The sequence below is a fragment of the Vibrio sp. TRT 2004 genome (genome assembly GCF_050113735.1).
GTDB lineage: Bacteria > Pseudomonadota > Gammaproteobacteria > Enterobacterales > Vibrionaceae > Vibrio.
Window position 1 is genome coordinate 21,498 of record NZ_JBNJOH010000011.1, and the last position, 20,026, is coordinate 41,523.

The following is a 20,026-nucleotide window of genomic DNA, read 5'->3' on the forward strand; positions in this document are numbered from 1 at the left end:
TCACCTACTGCATTACAAAATCGGTAAATAGCACACGCTCAATCACTGGTTGACCTACCGCGCGGTTCAAGCTTGCTTTAATGTCGTCGGTCGCTTTTTCTCGCAGTTCGATACGGCCATTGGCAGTACGCAATTGTTCAACGGTCGCCGACGCAAACGTACTCAATAATGAACTTTCAATCAGAGGAGAGTGGTAGCGGGCGAGATTTTCGTTCTCTGAACCACGAACCATCAACTGTACCTTAATCTGTACTAAGCGATCTTTTTTGTCGCCTGTGACATTAAATAAAAACGGTTGGGGAATATTAACGTAAGCGACAGGATCGACAGGCGCAGCCACTTGCGGCTGGGTGGTCTGAGCGGTTTCCGCAGAATCATCCGAACCCATCAAGAAAAATGCAGCACCACCGCCACCCGCGAGTAACACCACGGCAGCAATGATGATAATGATCAGCTTACCTTTGCCTTTGGGCGCTTCCGTTTCGATTTCTTCAACTGCCATAACTTAACGTTCTCTATCTCTTTGTTTTTTACAGTTTAAGCGTAATAGCTAATTCCATCACGCTTTGCAGCGACATTCAAATCAAGATTGATGTCTGGTTCAAGGTTTTCTTCACCAAACAAGCCCTGACCGCTGCTTCCCTGACCAGAATTACCCTGTCCGTTATCTGCATAGCGTCTCTGCTGCTGACCGGAAGCCTGCTGCTGAACTGAGCTGTCACCTAATTGTACACCCTGCTGGGCAAGCATCTCACGTAATCTTGGCATTGATTGTTCAATCACATCGCGAGCTTGCTGATTGGCGACGGTAAAATGAACCGTGGCCGCATCTCCATTCATATTCATACGAATTTGCATACGACCCAACTCAGGAGGATCTAAGCGAATGTCGATGTTCTTTAGGTTTTTCGACATCATCATCTGAACTCGCTCTGCCACTTGTTCTCCAGCCATTTCTCGCGTCAGTTGCAATGGCACTTGTGCCGCCGCTTGCTCTGCGCGTATCTGACCTAACGAGTTAGGGCCTTGCTGCCCCGATGCCTGCGCGAGTTGCTGAGCAAAAGCCGAACTCGACTCCGAGGCGGGCTGACCACCATCTTTACCGCCGACCAGCTTACCGAGCGAACCTGCCGCTTTTGCACCCAGTGCCGCTTTAAGCACTGCCTGATCCTGTGTAAGCGCCGCGTGAGGCGTTGCTGCCACTTGTTGCATCTGGCTTGCCATCAAGTCCGTTGGCATGGCAGAAACAGCGGATTGTTGTTGCGACATTTGTGCCGCTGTCTGGGCCATTTGGGCTTGAGCTTGCTGTGTGGTAAGTGCCTGATGAACCGACTGAGCCACCGCCGCTTGTTGCGCTTTTGGTGGCGTTTCTGGCTTGATCGACACTTCATCAGTTAACGCGGGTTCATTGGTGGAAGCCCAAGGAATCGCCCCTGCCGTAACAGCCGCGGCAGCAATGGTTACATCCGCCGGTGCTTCACTGGCCACATCACTCGCAGACATCATCACTTGGTTGCTTGGCTGTGCACTGTCTAGTGCGGTGGCTAAAGATTTACTTGGCTTATCTGTCACCTTGGTCGCCGCCACTGTGCTAGCAGCAATAGCCCCTGCCGCTAGCCCCACATCATTAGCTGAGGCATCATTTTCTTCTTCAGAGCCGTCTGCTGGGCTCTGTTTCGTCGTGACTTCTGTGCTGAGCGCTGTCTCATCAAGAGCAACCGCGGACAGTTCTGCCGTTTCCTGTGGTAACGCGTTGTCTTTGTTAACCTTTGCAACAGAGGCACTTAACACTGCGGCTTGTTGCGCCAACTGACTGCTGTTCTCTTCGTCAGCAACTACTTGACTGTCTTGCTGAATAAATTTTTGTGCTGAAGCGGGTACGATAACGTCTTCCCCATCCGCCTTCATAACAACTTGCTGCTTTAGGCTATCACTGTCACTGACTTTTGAGGTTGGTTCACCACTCGGGGCCACCTCTTGTCTAGACTGGCTGTCAGTTGCAGTCACTTTAGTGGCGTCAGAAGAGACGTTTTGTTGCTCTTCTTCAGTCGAGATTTTTTGTGAGACATGGTGTTGAGTATCAATCTGATCCTGTGGCAACTCTTTGCCGTCAGCCGGTTGTAGCGCTTTATTCGCAGTATCAAGTCGCTGCAATACTTCGTCATTTTCAGAGACAATTTTCGCCGCTGAATGAGAGTTTTCGTCTTGTTGTGAGCTTTCAGGCTTGGCACTTTGAGCAACGCCTTTCGTGACCCTAGCTGTGTCAGCGTCTTCCGCCTCACTTTCATCAGACACGAGAAGTTCATCGACACTTTGGCTCTCTGTCGCTTGCGCTTTTACGTCGCTAACGCCCGACTCACCTTTAGATACCGATGCTTGCTCGGCACTGGCCTCTGCGCCCTCTACCTTACCTGCGCTCTCTTTGGTGCTAGTCTCACCTTTTATTAACGCCGCTAATTTGGCAAAGAAACCGCCAGACTCGGAGCTTTCGACACTCGCGTCACCACCGTCAGTGGTGGTCTTAGTCACTTTTGGACTTTCCGATACCGATGATAAATTGATATTCATACCAGGTTCACTCTCAGTTGCTTCACGCCGAGAAGGCTCTACGCGGCAAAGACGCCGATTCATTGCATACAAGTTGGAATAGATATCTGCAAGAAACACGCCAACGATAAGCAAAGAATGACTTCGCTCACAGAAGTGAGAGGTTAGTTCGAAATTCGACGTGAGTACTGAAGGGTAGAAAATTCATCCATCTGCTTTTGCTCCCTGATATTTTGCAGACGCTGCTTTTCGGTTTGTTTTTTCTCAATAAGCCACTCGTATGAACGACGCTGCTTTCGGCTCTCTAACCAGTTATGCTCGCAGTTATTAACCTGGCCTTTGAAATGCGACTCGGCTTGCTTCTGCTTAGACAAGGTCTCATCTAAAGTGGTTAAAAAACGGTTTAAATGCGAGTACTGACTAGCGGTCAAACCTTGTTGTCCACGGTCAACCAACTGCTGACAGTAATCAAGGCGATACTTTTCAATTTGCTCGAGCTGCTGATAGTAGCTTTCAAGCTCATTGCGAGCTTGGTTTAACGCCAATACTGCTTGGTTTTCGCGCTCTTTGGCCTGCTCTAACAAAAACTCCAGTGCATTATCCATAAGCGTTAATCACCCTGCAGCAAACCACGTAGCATATTGATACACATGTCATAAGGTACGGTCTCTTTCATTGTTTGTTGCAAGTAAATATCAAGCTTAGGCTTGAGAGTGAACGCACCATCAATCGCCGGATCGGTACCCGGCTTGTATGCACCAATCGATACTAGGTCTTGATTCTTACGACAGATAGAGAGAACTTGGCGCACCGCTTTCGACATTAGGACATGTTCTTCGGAGGTGATCTGTGGCATTACACGACTGACCGATTTTTCAACATCAATCGCTGGGTAGTGCCCTGCATCCGCCATCTCACGCGACAACACCACGTGACCATCCAAAATGGCTCGTGAGGCGTCTGCGATTGGATCTTGTAAGTCGTCCCCTTCGGTCAGAACGGTAAAGAATGCGGTAATCGAGCCTTGCTCCGGACTACCGTTACCCGCTCGCTCTACCAAAGCAGGTAATTTGGCAAACACGGAAGGTGGATAACCTTTGGTTGCCGGAGGTTCTCCTACCGATAAAGCGATTTCACGTTGTGCCTGCGCGAAACGGGTTAGTGAGTCCATCAGCAACAGGACGTCTAAGCCCTGATCACGAAAGTACTCAGCTATGGTTAGCGCGGTCTGACACCCTTTCAAACGCATTAGTGGAGACGAGTCGGCTGGCGCAGCGACAACGACAGAGCGCTGTCGACCATCGACACCGAGGATTTCTTCGATGAATTCTTTAACTTCTCGTCCACGCTCACCAATCAAGCCCACGACGACAACTTGAGCCGTTGTGCCTCGCGTCATCATACCTAGTGTCACCGACTTACCGACACCGGAACCTGCAAATAGACCGATACGCTGGCCTTTACCAACGGTGAGTAATCCATTAATGGCTTTGATGCCGACATCAAGAGGTTCAGAAATCGGTTTACGTGCTAATGGGTTAATCGGATCCGCATTGAAGGAGGCGCGTTTTTCGGTGTAGATCGGCCCTAAACCATCCAGTGGGTTACCTACGCCGTCAATAACCCGACCGAGCAACTCCATCCCAACTGGCAGACCCGTTTCGCTCGTCATCGGTGTCACTTTAGCACCAGGGAGCACACCTGTGATCTGCTCGCTAGGCATCAAGAAGAGATTGTCACCTGAGAAGCCCACTACCTCGGCTTCCATTTCGCCGTGCATGGTCTCAACTTTACATAAGCTCCCAATTGGCGCTCTACATCCGGTAGCTTCCAGCGTCAGGCCAACCACTCGCACCAACTTACCTGACGCAACCGGACGGCAAGTCAGGCCTTTGGTTTTGTATTGAGATAAGCGTTCTGCAAGAGCCAGCACTACTCACCACCTTGGTGGCGATTCACCCCACAGAAGCTTTGAATTACGCTGCGAATACGATCTTCAAGACGATAATTAACACTCGACTCCCCAGCCTCAATCTGAACATCACCACGATTGAGAGCAGGTTCGCTCATTAAAGTCCAATTGCGAAAACTCAGTTGTTCCTCTCCGTAAGAAGAACGAATGATATCGACATCATCTGGGTGGAGTTTTAAGGTGATGGCATGGCCAGATATCGGTAGAGATTCTACCGACTGCTTGATGGTATCAAGGATGACCTGAGGATTTGTCTGAACTTCAACGTGAACCACTTCTTTGACAAGCGTAAGTACCATGTCGACCAATTGCTTTTCCACCTGAGCATTCATCAGCTCCAATGGTTGAGCAAACTGGTTGGCTAAGCCAATAAAGGTTTCCACTTGCTGCTGAATAAACTCTTGTCCAGCGGCAACACCTTCAATTTTTCCGGCTTCAAGACCTTCCTGATGACCTTCCTGTAAGCCCTGCTCTTTGCCTTTATCGTAGCCTTGCTTAAAGCCCGCTTCCTGGCCTTGGTGCAGACCTTCCTGATAAGCTTGCTGCTTGATCAGTTCGATCTCTTCTTCGGTTAGCGCTTTCGGCGTCTCTTCGGCAACAGGCTCAGCAATAGGCATCCAGCTAGGATCGTAATTCATCGCTGTCTTTTTCGCCTGTTTATGGGTTTGCGCCGTGTAATCAGGCATACCCCATCGCTCTGGTTTTTCTACCAAATCGTCGTTATCAAGACGTAAAAAGCCGCGTTTTCGTTCCCCAGACATAGGCACCCTACTTACTTAAATTATAAGAACTCGTCGGCACCACCACCCAGCATGATCTCACCAGAGTCAGCCATGCGTCGGGCGATAGCCAGAACTTCTTTCTGCGCTGCTTCAACGTCAGACACTTTAATTGGTGGCATTGCTTCAAGGTCATCACGCATCATCTCAGCAGCACGCTTAGACATGTTCTTGAAGATCTTCTCACGCAATGCATCATCGGCACCTTTAAGCGCACGCTGAAGCGCATCCTGTGGAACGTCGCGCAATAGTTTCTGAATACCTTGGTCGTCGACTTCGATAAGGTTTTCGAAGACAAACATCAGATCTTGTATCTGAGTCGCCATATCTTCGTCTTGATCGCGAATTTGCTCCATCAAGATACCTTCGATGTTGTTGTCCATGTAGTTCATGATTTCGGCAGCTGCCTTCAGGCCGCCAATCTTGGCAGCTTGAGCACCCGCTTGACCTGCGAACTGTTTCTCCATGATTTCGTTCAGTTCTGCTAGTGCGGAAGGCTGAACTTCTTCAAGGTTGGCGATACGCATCATTAGGTCTAGGCGGTCACGCTCTGCAAACTGAGAAAGAATTTCAGCGGACTGATCTGGCTCAAGATATGAAAGTACAATCGTTTGAATCTGAGGGTGCTCATTGATAATAATGCTCGCCACCTGACGTGGGTCCATCCATTTCAATGAATCAAGACCTTTAGAACCGGTACCCAACAGGATTTGGTCAACAAGGTTATTCGCTTTGTCTTCACCTAAGGCGGCCACTAATGCATTACGCATGAAGTCTTCGCTGCCCATACCAATGTTGGTGTACTTCTGAATGTCTTCCAAGAAAGCGCGGTGAACGGCACCCACCTTCTCTTGACTTAGGTCGGAAGCTCGCGCCATAGCGCTACCCACTCGTTGAACTTGCTTTGGTTCTAGATGGCGAATAATACCCGCAGCGTCTTCCTCATTGAGACTGAGTAATAGAATCGCCGCGCGCTCTTCGCCCGGGATGGTTGATATATCCACGGTGTTTTCTGCTACCTCACCGCCCGCTTCCTGTGGAACTATTTCGTTAGGCATCCTGCATCCAATTCTTCACTACTTGTGCCGCTAGCTCAGGCTCGTTTGCTACTAGAGCACGTACCGCTTTCAGCACATCTTCATCTTTGTGTAGGTTAGGTAAGTCTATGCTTGAGCCAAACTCAAACAACTCACCACCATCTAAGTCACCGCCGATTAAGCTGGTTTCGCCATCAACCCCAATAGGTAGACCATCCGGTCCGTACAGTTGATCGTCATCATCAGACGCAGGGTTGAGCAGTTTTTTCATTGCCGGGCGGACAAGGACTAACACCACCACAATGATAACCAACGCACTTGCGAACCAACGAATCCAGTCATTAAAGTTAGGATGTTCCCAAATTGGCACATCTGCGATGGTTTCTGTTTCTGGTTCAGCAAACTGCATACTCAAGACATTTAACAAGTCTCCACGAGCCTCGCTATAGCCAACCGTACCTATCAGCATCTGTCTAATAGAGTTTAGCTCAGCCTCTGAGATTGGTTGGTAACTGGTTTCCCCTGTTTCAGGATTGACCACTGAGCGATTTTTAACCGCCACAGCAACTGTCTGACGATTGACCACTCCAGTCTGACGACGTTCATGACTTATGGTGGTATCCAGTTCAAAGTTACGAGTTGCTTCTTTGTGGACTGACCCTTGACCAAGTGTTGTGCCATCTTTCATCTGGGCTACATCTTGAGGAATTGATGCATCCGCTGGCGGCTGATTACTTAAAGCACCAGGCACACCCGCGACGACGTTGCCATTATTGTAGTCTTCAAGTGTGTACTCGCTACGAGTCGATGGGGTATTAGGGTCAAAGCTCTTACGAGTCTGCTCTACAGCACTGAAATCCAGCTCGATATCCACTTGGGCGGTATAGTTACCAAAACCAAGAATTGGGATAAGAATCGAATCAATTTTATCGCGCAGAGCCTGTTCTTGTTTACGCTCAAGTTCATGTTCTTTGCGACGCGCAGACGAGGCAGGGTCTTGGCTACCCGAACTTAGCAGGCGGCCATGTTGATCGGTAACCGTAATGCGGTTCGGTTTCATACCAGGAACGGCACTTGAAACCATGTCTACCACAGAATCTACCTCTTCTTGCTTGAGGTTAGCTCCGGTTTTGAGAGTAAGGAATACTGAAGCTGACGCTTCTTGATTGTGTCGAACAAATACGCTTTGTTTCGGTAATGCCAATAGAACTCGTGCTTTACGCACTTGTTTCATCTCTTCTATCGCCTTAGATAGCTGACGTTCACGGCTTAGCTTTAAGCGTTCTTGTTCTAAGCGCTGAGAAACCCCAAAACCCATGTCTTGCAGTAGGATATCATCGCCTGCATGTTTCTCTTGGTTAAGACCGGCTCTGACCATACCCAGTTTAAGCGAGTTAAAATCACTCGTAGGAACTAAAATGGTGTTGCCATCTAATTGGTAATCGAGTTTCTGCTGATCTAGGTAGTCAAGAATTGGGATCAGTTCTTCCGTTTCATAAACGCCTAATGGACGCATTTCTGGCTCTTTAACCCAGAAAAACAGCATCACAATCAAAGCGACACAGATCGATATCGACAGAACGAGAACAACTTGACGAAGCAGGTCTAAATCACCGACAGCCATGTCAAATTTAGAACTGCTTTTCTCATCCAAATCGGGGTTTTGAATGCCCGTATCGAGATCAGACGTACTTAACATAGTGCTGTCAGCACTGCTATCAGATAACGCCAGATCGGTTGATTGATTTTGCTCTGCCACAGACTTTACCTAAAACTTAAACCGGCATATTCATCAATTCTTTGTACGCTTCAACCAGCTTGTTGCGTACTTGAATTGTCGCATCGAATGCAACGCTAGATTTGTTTCTAGCGATCATTACATCAGACAAAGACACATCTGCGTCACCGCGATCAAATCGCATTTGCAAATCACTAGATGTCTTAGAAAGGCCATTGACGTTATTGATGGCACTATTCAGCATTTGCCCAAAGTCTGCGCTTACAGTTTGCCCTGTCGCCGCTGGCTTTGTGCCGCCCGCTTCAAACATCATCGCTTGCATTTCGCTTTGAAAACCATCAATTCTCATCAAAACCTCAGTAGTCAACTCTTTGACTAAACATAGTGCTGGACTTATGACGCTGCAATCCTCGTGCCACGTCAATTCGACTGACAAAAAATAGCACGTTAGTTCGGAATATCAATCCCGGCATCACGCATTTTTGCTAACTTGTAGCGCAAAGTTCGTGGACTAATGCCTAATTTTTCAGCCATTTCTTTTCGACGGCCGTTACACTCTTCTAATACCTCAAGAATAATCGCATATTCCTGATCACGCAGTTCGCCACCTAAACCAGAGCCAGACGCCAAACTGCTGGTCGCTTCTGCAACCGGTTTAACATCTGGAACTTGACACACACCTGTTTCAACGGCCACTTGCAGACTCGACGCATCTTGCCAATCAAGCCCTTCTAACAGAATTTGTTCACTGTCGATGACAGCGTTGTCGCTTAATATCAAAGCTCGCTGCATCACGTTATCCAGTTCACGAACATTCCCTGGCCATGAATAAGACATCAATTTATCCGTCGCGCTTGCAGTCAAAGTCGGTACTGGCATACCCAATTTCTGGCAATGTCGCTCAATCAGATGCTTTGACAACGGCTCGATATCTCCCGGACGTTCGCACAGTGCTGGCCATGCGATTGGGAACACGTTAAGACGGTAGTATAAATCTTCACGGAAGTTGCCTTCTTGGACGTAGCTTTTTAAATCTCGGTTACTGGTTGCCAGCACACGAACATCCAGCTTTATGCTCTTGCGGCTACCCAGACGTTCAACTTCTCTTTCTTGAAGAACACGCAATAGCTTCGCTTGCAGGCTAAGATCCATTTCGCTGATTTCATCAAGTAAAATGGTTCCACCTTGCGCCTGTTCGAATTTGCCCGGGCACGCCTGTACCGCCCCAGTAAACGCGCCTTTTTCATAACCAAAAAGGGTCGCTTCCAGCATGTTATCTGGAATAGCCGCACAGTTTATTGCGACAAAAGGGCCATCTTTACGAAGAGAAGCATTGTGAATATAGCGTGACATGACTTCTTTACCTGAGCCACTTGGCCCCAGAACCATCACACTTGCATCGGTTTTAGCAACTTTATCGGCTAATGCCAGCAGCTTGATGCTTTTCTCGTCAGCCACCACGGCATCACCGTTATCGTCGGATTTAACCGGCGCGTAACGGCTGACCATATTAAGTAGTACCTCTGGCGCAAAAGGTTTCGCCATGTAGTCGATCGCACCGTCTTTCATCGCTGAAACGGCATCTTCAATGTTGGCATAAGCCGTCATCAACAACACAGGAAGATTTGGCCAGTGCTGCTTAATGCTTCTTAACAAAGCCAAGCCACCCATGCCAGCCATTTGAACATCAGAGACAACAATGTCGACATTATTAGATTTGAGCTTAACTAGGGCATCCTCGGCGCTGTCCGCTTCAAGCCACTCATAGCCAGCTAAAGCTAGCGTATCGACCAGTGCTTCGCGTAGGCCTTCATCATCTTCTACAATCAGTACCTTACTTTGAGCCATTATCTTTCTCCAGTCATAGCTTGTTGGTCAGCATTCGAGTTTTCGTTAAGCGGGATACACATAGTAAAACACGCCCCGTCACCCTGTTCTGAAATGAGTTCTAACCTTCCATCATGAGCACGACATACCATTTGTACGACAGCTAACCCAAGTCCCGTTCCCTGAGAACGAGTAGTGAAGAAAGGTTCCATTATCTTGTTTTGCAGCTCTTTCGGCACTCCAGGTCCACTGTCCTGAACTGAAATTTTGAGCTCACCATTCACTGGTCTGAAAAATACATCGACCTGTGACTGTTTTCCGGCAATCTGAATCGCATTCATGACCAAATTGCTCAGCGCGGATGCAATCGCGTTCGCATTCCCCAGCAACTGAGTCTGCTCTTGCTCGACTTCAAGATAATAATCGATTTGGTTGTTTTTAAGTGCAGTCTCAACCATAGGTGAGAACTCGCTAACAAGTTGTTCAATCGTAAACGGTTTAACAACCTTATTGTCTCCACCTTTTGCAAACAGCAACATATCGTTGACTTGTTTTTCTAAGTCATGAAGCCTGTCCATCAGCTTGCTTTGAAAGCGTTCTTTGGTTGCTGGTGGCAAATTGGGCGCCGCTAGGTTAGAGGCATAGAGCATCGCGCTGGAAAGTGGTGTCCGAACCTGATGTGCCAGAGATGCAACCATACGTCCCAAAGAAGAGAGTCGTTGTAGATCACTGACGCGCGCCTGCAATAAACGCGTTTCAGTCAAATCAGTGATCAGAATGAGCTGCCCCGTTGCGGATGCGGAGATCGCTAATCTCACTTTGCGCCCGTTTCGCAGCGATATTTCATGACCATCATCTTCGCGTGGCGCAAACGCCTGTTGAATGACTTCAAACCACTTGTCACCAACCAGTGAAAGCTCTAGCAATCTTTGCGCTTCAGGGTTAGCTTCCTGAACCACGCCCTGAGTATCGAGCAAGATCACGCCCGCCGGCATAACATCGAGTACCTGCTGATAGCGTTCGACTTGTTGTTCTAATGTGCCCAACGGCATTGGATTGTCCGTTGAAGAAGTTGGATGCATGACGTATTTCTGCCTTAAAAACTACAATAGCCTGCCATGCAAAAAGCAAGCCAGGCTATTTTATATATTTTTCAACACCTTAATGTCAGGTCGAAAATTTGACAGTCAATAGTGAAACGTTACTAACGCTGTAGATTGTACTTTCTCATTTTCTCAACCAAAGTCGTGCGACGCATGCCGAGCATATCCGCAGCTCGTGCCACCACACCACCTTGTGCTTCTAACGCTTGGTTAATCATATTAACTTCAAGATCTGCAAGCATCTCTTTCAAGTTCACACCTTCTGGCGGTAAACTTTGTGGCGCGTTTTCGTGGTCATGGAATAAGTCATTGGATTCAAAGCTAAAATCTTCAGCAAAGATATCCTGTAACGCATCGCGTTCTAGCTCTTCAACCGAATCCATCTTGTTGTACTCTGGCTGGAACTCTGGAATATCGCTGTATCGATATTTAGTTGGTAAATGATTCACATCAACCAGACTATTTGGATAGAGGATAATCATACGTTCAACCAGATTCGCCAATTCGCGTACGTTACCTGGCCACTCATGTTCCATTAGTGAATTAATCGAACGAGGCGTAAAGCAGATAGGCTGAGCACCTTCAGACTCCATTCGAGTCATCAACTCTTGCAACAACAGCGGAATGTCATCTTTTCTGTCGCGTAACGCTGGCATCTCAATAGGGAAAACATTGAGTCGGTAGTAGAGGTCTTCACGGAAAGACTCATCATTGATCATCGTATCGAGATCACGATGAGTTGCAGCAATAACGCGCACATCCACACGAATTGTCGTGTTACCGCCAACGCGCTCGAAACAACGCTCTTGAAGTACACGTAACAGCTTAACCTGCATAGGCATTGGCATATCGCCAATTTCATCCAAAAACAGGGTTCCGCCTTCAGCAAGTTCAAAACGGCCTTTACGTGATGTAATCGCCCCCGTAAATGCCCCTTTCTCATGACCGAATAATTCGCTTTCCAATAAGTCTGGCGGAATAGCACCACAGTTAATCGGTACAAATGGTCCGTTTCTACGTGCTGAATGGTAATGAATATTGCGCGCCACCACCTCTTTGCCAGTACCAGACTCACCGAGGATCAATACGTTGGCTTCAGTCCCTGAGACTTGCTCGATAAGGTGTCTAACCTCTTTGATGCCATGACTTTGGCCGACCAAACTGCGGAAAAGTGTATTTTTACGTGACGAAGAAGGTACATTAACCCCTTTACGACCAAGAAAATCTTTACAGTGGCGCAGGGCTTCACTTAATTGCGGATAATTTAGGGGATACTCCAGATCGCCGACATAATTTGTCAGATCTTCTACTGGATAGGAATGCTTTCCTGCAATCAGCAACGGTATATGGTTGGCCTTGGATAGCTTGTCACTCAGCTTGGTAGATAACTTTTTGTCGTTAAGAGAACCTAGAATACAGCCGGCCCACACTTGTGACCAATCCAGATCATCGAGTTGATCAGAACTGATGGCCTCACACTGTTCTCCAACAAATTCTAAAATATTACTTAGATTGATACGTGCTTGCACATCATCTTCAATCACAAGTAGTTTCGCTAAACCTTGCATAGGTGAGATTGTTTGCCTTTATTGTAAAACGTTGTGGCTGGATAATTATTTCTAACGCCATTTGTAACTATAGATCAGATACATCAGACAATTGACAAATATCAGCAACAAAAAAAGCCACTGGTCCGTTAGTGGCTTCTATTCTATTTGATAAAAAAAATAAGGCAACCAAGCAATTACTTGATGTGACGTTCAGCCAAAAGCTAATAAGTCATATTATTTCATTCATCACACATTTCTATACAAAACGTATGCAAACATTCGCTTAACGCTAGATTCCGACGTCACCCGCGGTAAGGTTGTGATATTCGTTTGGAATCTGATCCCATGCGGACTTAATTTCTCTTATGATTTCAATCACATCATCAATCGGCTGTGGATCATTGCGATGATTCGCATCTGTAATCTGAGTGATCATAAACTCATAGAGCTGATCTAAGTTTTGAGCAATGTCCCCACCGTCATCCATAGAAAGACAGCTACGCAGGCTGATAATAATGTCCAGCGCTTTACCTAGGCGCTCGCCTTTGACAGGAATATTGCCCGCTTGCATCGCCGCTTTGCCTTGAATCAAACGTTCAATAGCGCCAGCCATTAGCATTTGAACAATTTTATGCGGGGAGGCCGCACTGAGCTGGCTATCAACCGATACCTTCTTGTAAGCCTGTAGTGAACCACGCATAACAACCCTCTTAAATTTATAAAAATTTTTGATACTGCTGAACTGATCGTTTACCGTGACGATACTTTTGCAGCGCCACACCTAGTTCAGCAGTTTTACTACTCATTAACTCTACAACAGTTTGCGTTCTTTCAACCGCGTCGTGCCACTGTTGTAACTTGGCAAGTTCTGGAGACGAATGAATCGCTGCCAATAAACTTTGCAATATCTGTTCCCTTGTATCGACCAGCTTAACGATTTCTTCAGTCGATAGTTCAATCGCTGTAAGGGCTTCACTAATTATTTGATCAACTTCACATAATTCATTGAGACGTTGCTCAAAGTCTCTATCCGAGGGCATTCATCATCCCCGCTAATTGAGACTGCATCTTACTGGTCGCATCTTGCATTGCCGTAAATTTGGCGTGAGTGCGTTTTTCCAAGTTATCCATTCGACGGTCAAGTGCCGCTTGGTCATCTTGTAGTCGGTAAGTACGCTCAACCATACTGCGCTCGCGGTTACGAATCGAACCAGTAACGCCTGTCAGACCTTGAATCGCATCCTCAACTTTCTTAGCGAATCCCTGATTACCGCCAAAAAATTCTTCGAGCTTATTAAAGTTATTGTTCAACTGACGATCTAACATATCGTAGTTGATTTCCAAATTACCCTGTCTGGTCGTCGTAATACCAAATTCGGTAAGGGTTTTTAAATCCTCTGGGGCAGGCTCGACACGTGAAGAGAATACGGCTTTCAAACGCGAATCTGCACTGCGCACAATGCTGTCGCCGGCCAGCGGCCCTGCCATTCCAGTGCGAGGATCAACACCCGATAACTCCTTCGTCACTTGATAGAACTGATTGTAAGCAGCGACGAACTGTTCAATATCTTCACGTACGCCTTGTCGGTCATACTCAATATCGATTTCGGAAATCGGCTTACCTTTTTCAGTTCGCCCTTTTAGAGTCAGGTCAACACCATCAATTGCATCTTCAATAATGTTGTTGTTGCTGGAAAGTTGAGCAACGCCATCAAGTAACACTTTTGCATCTTGCGCAGACTGTACTTCCGTCATACCACGATAAGTATCAAATGAACGTTGCGCTGCCTCGAGATCGGCTTGTGCTTGATCGATACGCTCAAGGTACTCACGCTCTTCCTGCGGCAACTTGGCGCGTTCCATCTGTTTTGCTTGTTCAGGCGTCAACTCACCAGAAGCAACACGCTGAGCCAGTGCAGACTGTTCATCGGCCACTTTTTTCTCTATACGGGCTTTTTCTGCATCCAGTTTAGCTTGCGCTTCTTTGGGTGTGACGTACGAATCCGTTAGGGTTCCTGATGCCGTGTTTGACCAGCCTGGTACGTCTGGCGCTTTCTCTTTCGCTTTCGCATCTAGTTGAGGTTCTGGTTCCCAGTAAGAATCGAGCAAAGTGCCCGAAGCGGTTTCACTCCAACCAGGAATACGCTCTTCTGGTTTAAGATACTTGTTTGCCTCAATCCCCGCATTTGCTGCCGCTGTCGTTGCAGCTTTAGACATTTCATTATCGGGCGTGGCCTCTTTGGCTGCGTTGGGATCTGCATTAATTGCCGCTTGCTTTGTAGTATCGGCAATCTCTTGATCGACAAGTTTTGCCGCGTCGATGATTTTTTGAGCGACTTTATCGGCAACTTTTTTCTCTGCAGGGGTGAGAGGGGCAATCAATTCCTGAGCCGCAGCACGTGCGCGTTCAAGATCTTTGACTCGTTGCTCTAGCGTTTTGTATTCGAGTTGTTTGAGCGAGTTACCCGGCTGGGCATCCACTTGCATTGAGATTTCATTGTCGCCACCGGATACGTTCGAGGCAACAATAAGACGGGGACCATCGACATCGTTAATGATTGCCGCACGGACACCTGGATTAGATTTACTGCCGTTGATACCGCGAACGATATCAACGAGCTTAGAATTCTCTTGTACATCAATAGAGAATTTTTTTTCACCCAGTGAAATCTGCAACTTGCCCGGTCCAAATTTCGCATCTTCTGGCAAAACATCAGACGCAATTTTGTGACTTTGGGCAAGTTGCAACACATCGATAGCATATCGACCAGCGATAGCATCAGTGGTTGCCGTCGCGGATACAACAGTGTCGTCTGTTGACGCCACTGTTCTTGCGGCGAAAGCTTTCTCTTGACGAAAGCTCGCCATCAAGTTTTTCATCGTATCCAGCGACTCTCTGAGCCGGCCATAAGCACTGATACTGGAATCAATTTGGGTCCGCTCACTGTCGATACGTTGCTGTTTAGGAACACGCTCCGAATCCACAATTTTGCTGACCATAGAATTGATATCCATGCCAGAATTCATGCCTATAGGGCCAAAACTCATTCACTCACCTCAAGTACGATTACACCGTTTGGTTAACAAGTCCCGATGAATATCGGGCCGTCTGTTCCCTTAGGCGTCGTAAGATCTCTAACATTTCCTCATCGGGTATCTGACGAATAATATCACCAGTATCCGCTTCATATATCGTTACAACATCTCTACCGGACTCTTCGTCCACCCTAAAGGATAAGCCCTTATTGATAGATGATATGAAATCATTCATCTGCTCAACAATCCTTTCACGCTCCGCCCTGTTTAGCTTCTCCCTCTCTTGCGAGGCTTCGATGGCTTTTTCAACAGTTTGAGACGCTTTTTCGCTTACCTCAGTTGTAGAGACCTGCTCCTTTCGCGAGGAAACTTGCTGTACACCATCGTACTTAGAAGCAAGTTTAGTGCCACTTTCTGAGCCATAAGGCTGGATGTTCGATGTGTAGGATGGTATTTCCATAACGATCTCCCTTCCACCTTAGCAGGTCACAACATAATGTTGTACCAATAAGCTCCTGTCGAACCTATCGATTAACCTAATAAGCTAAGTGCTGCCGACGGGGACTGCTTAGCTTGCGCTAGGACAGATGTACTCGCTTGCTGAAGAATTTGCGATTTAGTCATCGCAGTAGTTTCTCTCGCATAGTCTGTATCAACAATCCGGCTACGAGAAGCATTAACGTTCTCATTGATGTTGTCTAGGTTACTGATCGCGTGTCCAAAACGGTTCTGGAATGCACCCAGTTCAGCACGTTGGCTGTCAACCGTTTTCAAAGCGCCATCAATAACAGAAACAGCAAGCTGAGAACCTGCTACTGAAGTAACGTCAACATCGGCAACTGTTCTCTCTTGAGCAGCACCGAAACCGATTTCTGAACCTAAACCACCACCGATAGTGACATCTGTAGCAACCTTATTCGAAGCAGCAAACAGTTGTAGTTTACCTTCTTCACCTACCGAAGCTTTTACATCTTCACTCTGACCATTAATGTATGTTGCCAACTGCTCCATATCGTCGCCAGCTTTAGCATTAATCGTGAGCTCTTTTGCCTCACCATGTACATCAGTATAGCCTAGGGTAAGATCAGTCGCTCCTGAAGAGACGGTCCAATCCGATGCTTTACCATCTTGAGCAATGTACGCTTTACCACCCATATCTATGGTGTCAGAACGCATATTCCCCATCGATAGTTGAACAGCTTCACCTGAGCTCGCACCAATTTGGAAAGATTGACTGCCGAATGTACCGTTAAGCAGTTTATTACCACCAAAAGAGGTCGTTTCTGCAATTCGGTTTAATTCGTCGTTAAGAGCGGTTACTTCTTCTTGAATAGCAATACGCTCTGAACGAGAGTTAGAACCATTCGAAGATTGAAGTGCCAAATCACGCATACGTTGCAGAATGTTGGTTGTCTCATTCATCGCACCTTCAGCTGTCTGTGCAATAGAGATACCGTCATTCGCATTTTTTACGGCCATGTCTAAGCCACGGCTTTGCGAGTTCAAGCGGTTTGAGATTTGTAGTCCAGCAGCATCATCACGGGCACTGTTAATTTTGTACCCCGAAGATAGACGCTCCATCGATTTCTGCATGCCATCAGTCGCACCATTAAGGTAGCGCTGAGCAGTCATCGCAGACACGTTCGTGTTTACGTTAATTGCCATATTTGATCTCCTTAGGCATTAGGGCGATGCATCTCAGCGTCTCTCACCTCGCTTTGATACATCTCATTTCTCTCAATCCTTTAACGGCCCGCTAAAAAATACCTTTAGAAATAAATTTCGCCTTTTTTTAAACTTTTAACGCACGGCGTAATATTTACCTTAGAGATCAATAGGTTAGTAGAAACAAAAAAATCCAGCCGAAGCTGGATTTTTTGATCAAGGTCTCAATTAACCTAGTAGGCTTAGTGCCGAGTTTGGCGCCTGTTTTGCCTGTGCAAGGATAGAGCTTGAAGCTTGAGACAGAATTTGAGTCTTGGTTAGTGCAGTTGTCTCTTTCGCGAAGTCTGTATCTTTGATACGGCTCTTAGACGCATTCACGTTTTCGTTGATGTTGTCTAAGTTGTTAATCGCGTGGTTGAAACGGTTTTGGAACGCACCAAGTTCTGCACGGTGGCTATCTACGTATTTCAGTGCTGCATCAACAATCGCTACAGATTCTTGCGCGCCACCTACAGATGTTACGTCAATAGTATCAACAGTTACTGCTTTACCTTCACCCATGCTTAGCTCACCCGCTAGACCACCAGCAAAGCTTACTGCACCTTCAACTTTGTTGTTACCAGCGAACACTTGTAGCTGACCATCTTCGTTTACTGACGCTTTAACCATGTCAGTTTGACCGTTGATGTAAGTCGCTAGCTCTTCGATGTCGTCGCCAGCTTTAGCAGAAATGTTGATTGTCTGCTCAGCACCGTCTTTTTCAGTCAGAGTGATTGTTAGGTCATTAGCACCCGCTTGAACAGTCCAGTCTTTATCTTTGCTGTTCGCAGCTTGGTAGCTAGTGCCGCCCATGCCGATGTTGTCACTACGCATGTCGTTCAGAGTTAGCATTACTGCTTCACCGTTGTCAGCACCGATTTGGAATGACTTAGTCGCGTAAGTGCCGTTTAGTAGCTTGTTACCACCGAATGATGTAGTTTCAGCGATACGATTTAGTTCATCGTTAAGTGCTGTCACTTCTTCTTGGATTGCAACACGCTCTGATTTCGAGTTTGAACCGTTCGCAGATTGTAGCGATAGGTCACGCATACGTTGCAGGATGTTCGTTGTCTCGTTCATCGCACCTTCAGCCGTTTGTGCGATAGAGATACCGTCGTTAGCGTTACGTACTGCAACATCAAGACCACGGCTTTGAACGTTTAAGCGGTTCGAGATTTGTAGACCCGCTGCATCGTCTTTAGCGCTGTTGATCTTTGAGCCAGATGACAAACGCTCCATTGAAACTTGTTGTGCGTTGTTTGCGCTGTTTAGGTAACGCTGTGCTGTCATTGCTGCTACGTTAGTATTTACATTCACTGCCATGGTGATTTCTCCGTTTGATTTTCCGATGTATCCGGTTTCCGACGTCTCGGAAAACCAAAGTTTGTAGTTCTCTCAAAAGTTACTTTTATTAACGGCGCGGTTTCGAAAACCTTGAGCATTTTTTTCGTTTTTTCTTAAAAAAAATACATTTGGCGATAAAAACGTGACTAAGAGATAAAAAGAGTAAAAAAAGTCATTTTTTCGCTAAAGCTTCTTTTAGGCCTGTCGATAATATTCTCTTTTTTGAGAATTAGCCTAATAGCGTCAGCGCCAAGTTTGGCTGCTGTTTAGCTTGAGCCAGTATTGAAGTACTGACTTGTTGTAAGATCTGTTGCTTAACCATTTGGGTTGTCTCTTTCGCGTAGTCAGTATCTTTAATTCGGCTATTGGAAGCCGATAGATTCTCGTTGACGTTGGAAAGGTTATTAATCGCATGGTTAAAACGGTTCTGCATTGCACCAAGTTCGGCACGGTGACTATCAACATACTTTAAAGCGGTATCAATAATCGATACCGCGCGTTGGGCCCCACCTGCTTGCGAGATATCAATATTATCAACCGCTTCATAACCAGCCAGATTCATGCTGAGTTGATTCGCTAAGCTGCCTGAGAAAGAAACGGTTCCTGAAGTTTGCTTACCTGCCATAAAGATTTGCAGTTGGCCTTCTTCATTAACTGACGCGGAGACTTTATCGGTTTGCCCATTGATATAAGTGGCAAGTTCTTCGATATCGTCACCCACTTTAGCGGTAATATTGATGGTCTCTTGCTGACCTTGAGCATTGGTGTATTGCATCACCAATTTATTATTGCCCTGAGCGACCTGCCAGTTACGGTCTGCTTTACCTGCAGCAATGTAACTGAAGCCGCCCATGTCCAAACTGTCTGAACGCATATTCTTGAGTGAAACTTGTACCGCTTCACCTGAACTGGCACCAATTTGAAAAGAAGAAGACGAAAACGAACCGTTGAGTAATTTTCGACCACCAAAAGAGGTGGTTTCGGCGATTCTGTTCAATTCATCGTTTAAAGCGCTCATTTCCTCTTGCAAGGCATCTCGCTCAGCTCGACTATTTGAACCATTCGCGGATTGAAGGGAGAGGTCACGCATACGCTGAAGCAAATTGGTGGTTTCGTTCATCGCACCTTCTGCCGTCTGCATAATCGAAATACCGTCATTGGCATTACGCATCGCGACATCTAATCCTCTCATCTGTGACTCAAGGCGATTGGAAATCTGCAACCCTGCTGCATCATCTTTAGCGCTATTAATACGATTCCCTGAAGAGAGTCTCTCCAGAGATTGATTCAGCAGTTCGGTCGCCTTCGACAAGTGTCGTTGCGCTGTCATTGCTGAGACGTTCGTATTCACCGTGATTGTCATAAAGTTGCGTTGTCCTCTTTCGCGTT

At 46.8% G+C, this 20,026-nt stretch carries 18 protein-coding genes; all 18 read right to left on the reverse strand.

Going from position 1 to position 20,026, the window contains the following annotated elements; genetic code table 11:
- Window positions 1-4: 4 nt before the first annotated feature.
- Window positions 5-502: a flagellar basal body-associated protein FliL gene (fliL, locus tag ACQEXR_RS06740; protein WP_427020001.1), complete on the reverse strand. Its 498-nt coding sequence runs from the start codon at window positions 500-502 to the stop codon at window positions 5-7.
- Window positions 503-537: 35 nt separating this feature from the next.
- Window positions 538-2,568: a flagellar hook-length control protein FliK gene (locus ACQEXR_RS06745; protein ID WP_427020002.1), complete on the reverse strand. Its 2,031-nt coding sequence runs from the start codon at window positions 2,566-2,568 to the stop codon at window positions 538-540.
- Window positions 2,569-2,711: 143 nt separating this feature from the next.
- Entirely contained in the window at window positions 2,712-3,152 is a 441-nt protein-coding gene (gene fliJ, locus ACQEXR_RS06750) for a flagellar export protein FliJ (RefSeq protein ID WP_138973746.1), read from the reverse strand.
- Window positions 3,153-3,157: 5 nt separating this feature from the next.
- The gene (gene fliI, locus ACQEXR_RS06755) at window positions 3,158-4,480 is read right to left on the reverse strand and encodes a flagellar protein export ATPase FliI (RefSeq protein ID WP_138973745.1); all 1,323 of its coding nucleotides are present in this window, start codon (window positions 4,478-4,480) and stop codon (window positions 3,158-3,160) included.
- Entirely contained in the window at window positions 4,480-5,280 is an 801-nt protein-coding gene (gene fliH, locus ACQEXR_RS06760; protein WP_426952059.1) for a flagellar assembly protein FliH, read from the reverse strand. Before fliH ends, fliI begins: the two co-directional genes overlap by 1 nt.
- Before the next feature lie 20 nt (window positions 5,281-5,300).
- Complete coding sequence (gene fliG, locus ACQEXR_RS06765) at window positions 5,301-6,356, reverse strand: flagellar motor switch protein FliG (RefSeq protein ID WP_269377866.1); 1,056 nt, start codon at window positions 6,354-6,356, stop codon at window positions 5,301-5,303.
- Window positions 6,349-8,094: a flagellar basal-body MS-ring/collar protein FliF gene (gene fliF, locus ACQEXR_RS06770; protein ID WP_426952057.1), complete on the reverse strand. Its 1,746-nt coding sequence runs from the start codon at window positions 8,092-8,094 to the stop codon at window positions 6,349-6,351. The genes fliG and fliF overlap by 8 nt, the downstream gene beginning before the upstream one ends.
- A gap of 16 nt (window positions 8,095-8,110) precedes the next feature.
- Window positions 8,111-8,422, reverse strand: a complete 312-nt coding sequence (gene fliE / locus ACQEXR_RS06775) for a flagellar hook-basal body complex protein FliE (protein ID WP_269377868.1) — start codon at window positions 8,420-8,422, stop codon at window positions 8,111-8,113.
- A gap of 98 nt (window positions 8,423-8,520) precedes the next feature.
- Window positions 8,521-9,921 (reverse strand): sigma-54-dependent transcriptional regulator, encoded by a 1,401-nt coding sequence (locus ACQEXR_RS06780; protein ID WP_426952055.1) that lies wholly within the window; start codon window positions 9,919-9,921, stop codon window positions 8,521-8,523.
- On the reverse strand, window positions 9,921-10,982 hold the full coding sequence (locus ACQEXR_RS06785; protein ID WP_138973739.1) for a sensor histidine kinase: 1,062 nt from the start codon (window positions 10,980-10,982) through the stop codon (window positions 9,921-9,923). Before ACQEXR_RS06785 ends, ACQEXR_RS06780 begins: the two co-directional genes overlap by 1 nt.
- A 122-nt stretch (window positions 10,983-11,104) precedes the next feature.
- Window positions 11,105-12,571 (reverse strand): sigma-54 dependent transcriptional regulator, encoded by a 1,467-nt coding sequence (locus ACQEXR_RS06790; RefSeq protein ID WP_426952054.1) that lies wholly within the window; start codon window positions 12,569-12,571, stop codon window positions 11,105-11,107.
- A 271-nt stretch (window positions 12,572-12,842) separates the two neighbouring features.
- Entirely contained in the window at window positions 12,843-13,253 is a 411-nt protein-coding gene (fliS, locus tag ACQEXR_RS06795) for a flagellar export chaperone FliS (RefSeq protein ID WP_138973737.1), read from the reverse strand.
- A 16-nt stretch (window positions 13,254-13,269) separates the two neighbouring features.
- The gene (locus tag ACQEXR_RS06800; protein ID WP_426952053.1) at window positions 13,270-13,593 is read right to left on the reverse strand and encodes a flagellar protein FliT; all 324 of its coding nucleotides are present in this window, start codon (window positions 13,591-13,593) and stop codon (window positions 13,270-13,272) included.
- Window positions 13,580-15,601 (reverse strand): flagellar filament capping protein FliD, encoded by a 2,022-nt coding sequence (fliD, locus tag ACQEXR_RS06805; protein WP_138973735.1) that lies wholly within the window; start codon window positions 15,599-15,601, stop codon window positions 13,580-13,582. Before fliD ends, ACQEXR_RS06800 begins: the two co-directional genes overlap by 14 nt.
- A gap of 19 nt (window positions 15,602-15,620) precedes the next feature.
- A complete protein-coding gene (gene flaG, locus ACQEXR_RS06810; protein WP_138973734.1) occupies window positions 15,621-16,049 on the reverse strand; it encodes a flagellar protein FlaG in 429 nt (142 codons plus the stop codon).
- Between the two features lie 71 nt (window positions 16,050-16,120).
- A complete protein-coding gene (locus ACQEXR_RS06815; protein WP_331416432.1) occupies window positions 16,121-17,254 on the reverse strand; it encodes a flagellin in 1,134 nt (377 codons plus the stop codon).
- A 228-nt stretch (window positions 17,255-17,482) separates the two neighbouring features.
- Window positions 17,483-18,616: a flagellin gene (locus ACQEXR_RS06820; RefSeq protein WP_269377876.1), complete on the reverse strand. Its 1,134-nt coding sequence runs from the start codon at window positions 18,614-18,616 to the stop codon at window positions 17,483-17,485.
- 250 nt (window positions 18,617-18,866) lie between these two features.
- Window positions 18,867-20,000, reverse strand: a complete 1,134-nt coding sequence (locus ACQEXR_RS06825; protein ID WP_269377877.1) for a flagellin — start codon at window positions 19,998-20,000, stop codon at window positions 18,867-18,869.
- Between the last annotated feature and the right edge of the window lie 26 nt (window positions 20,001-20,026).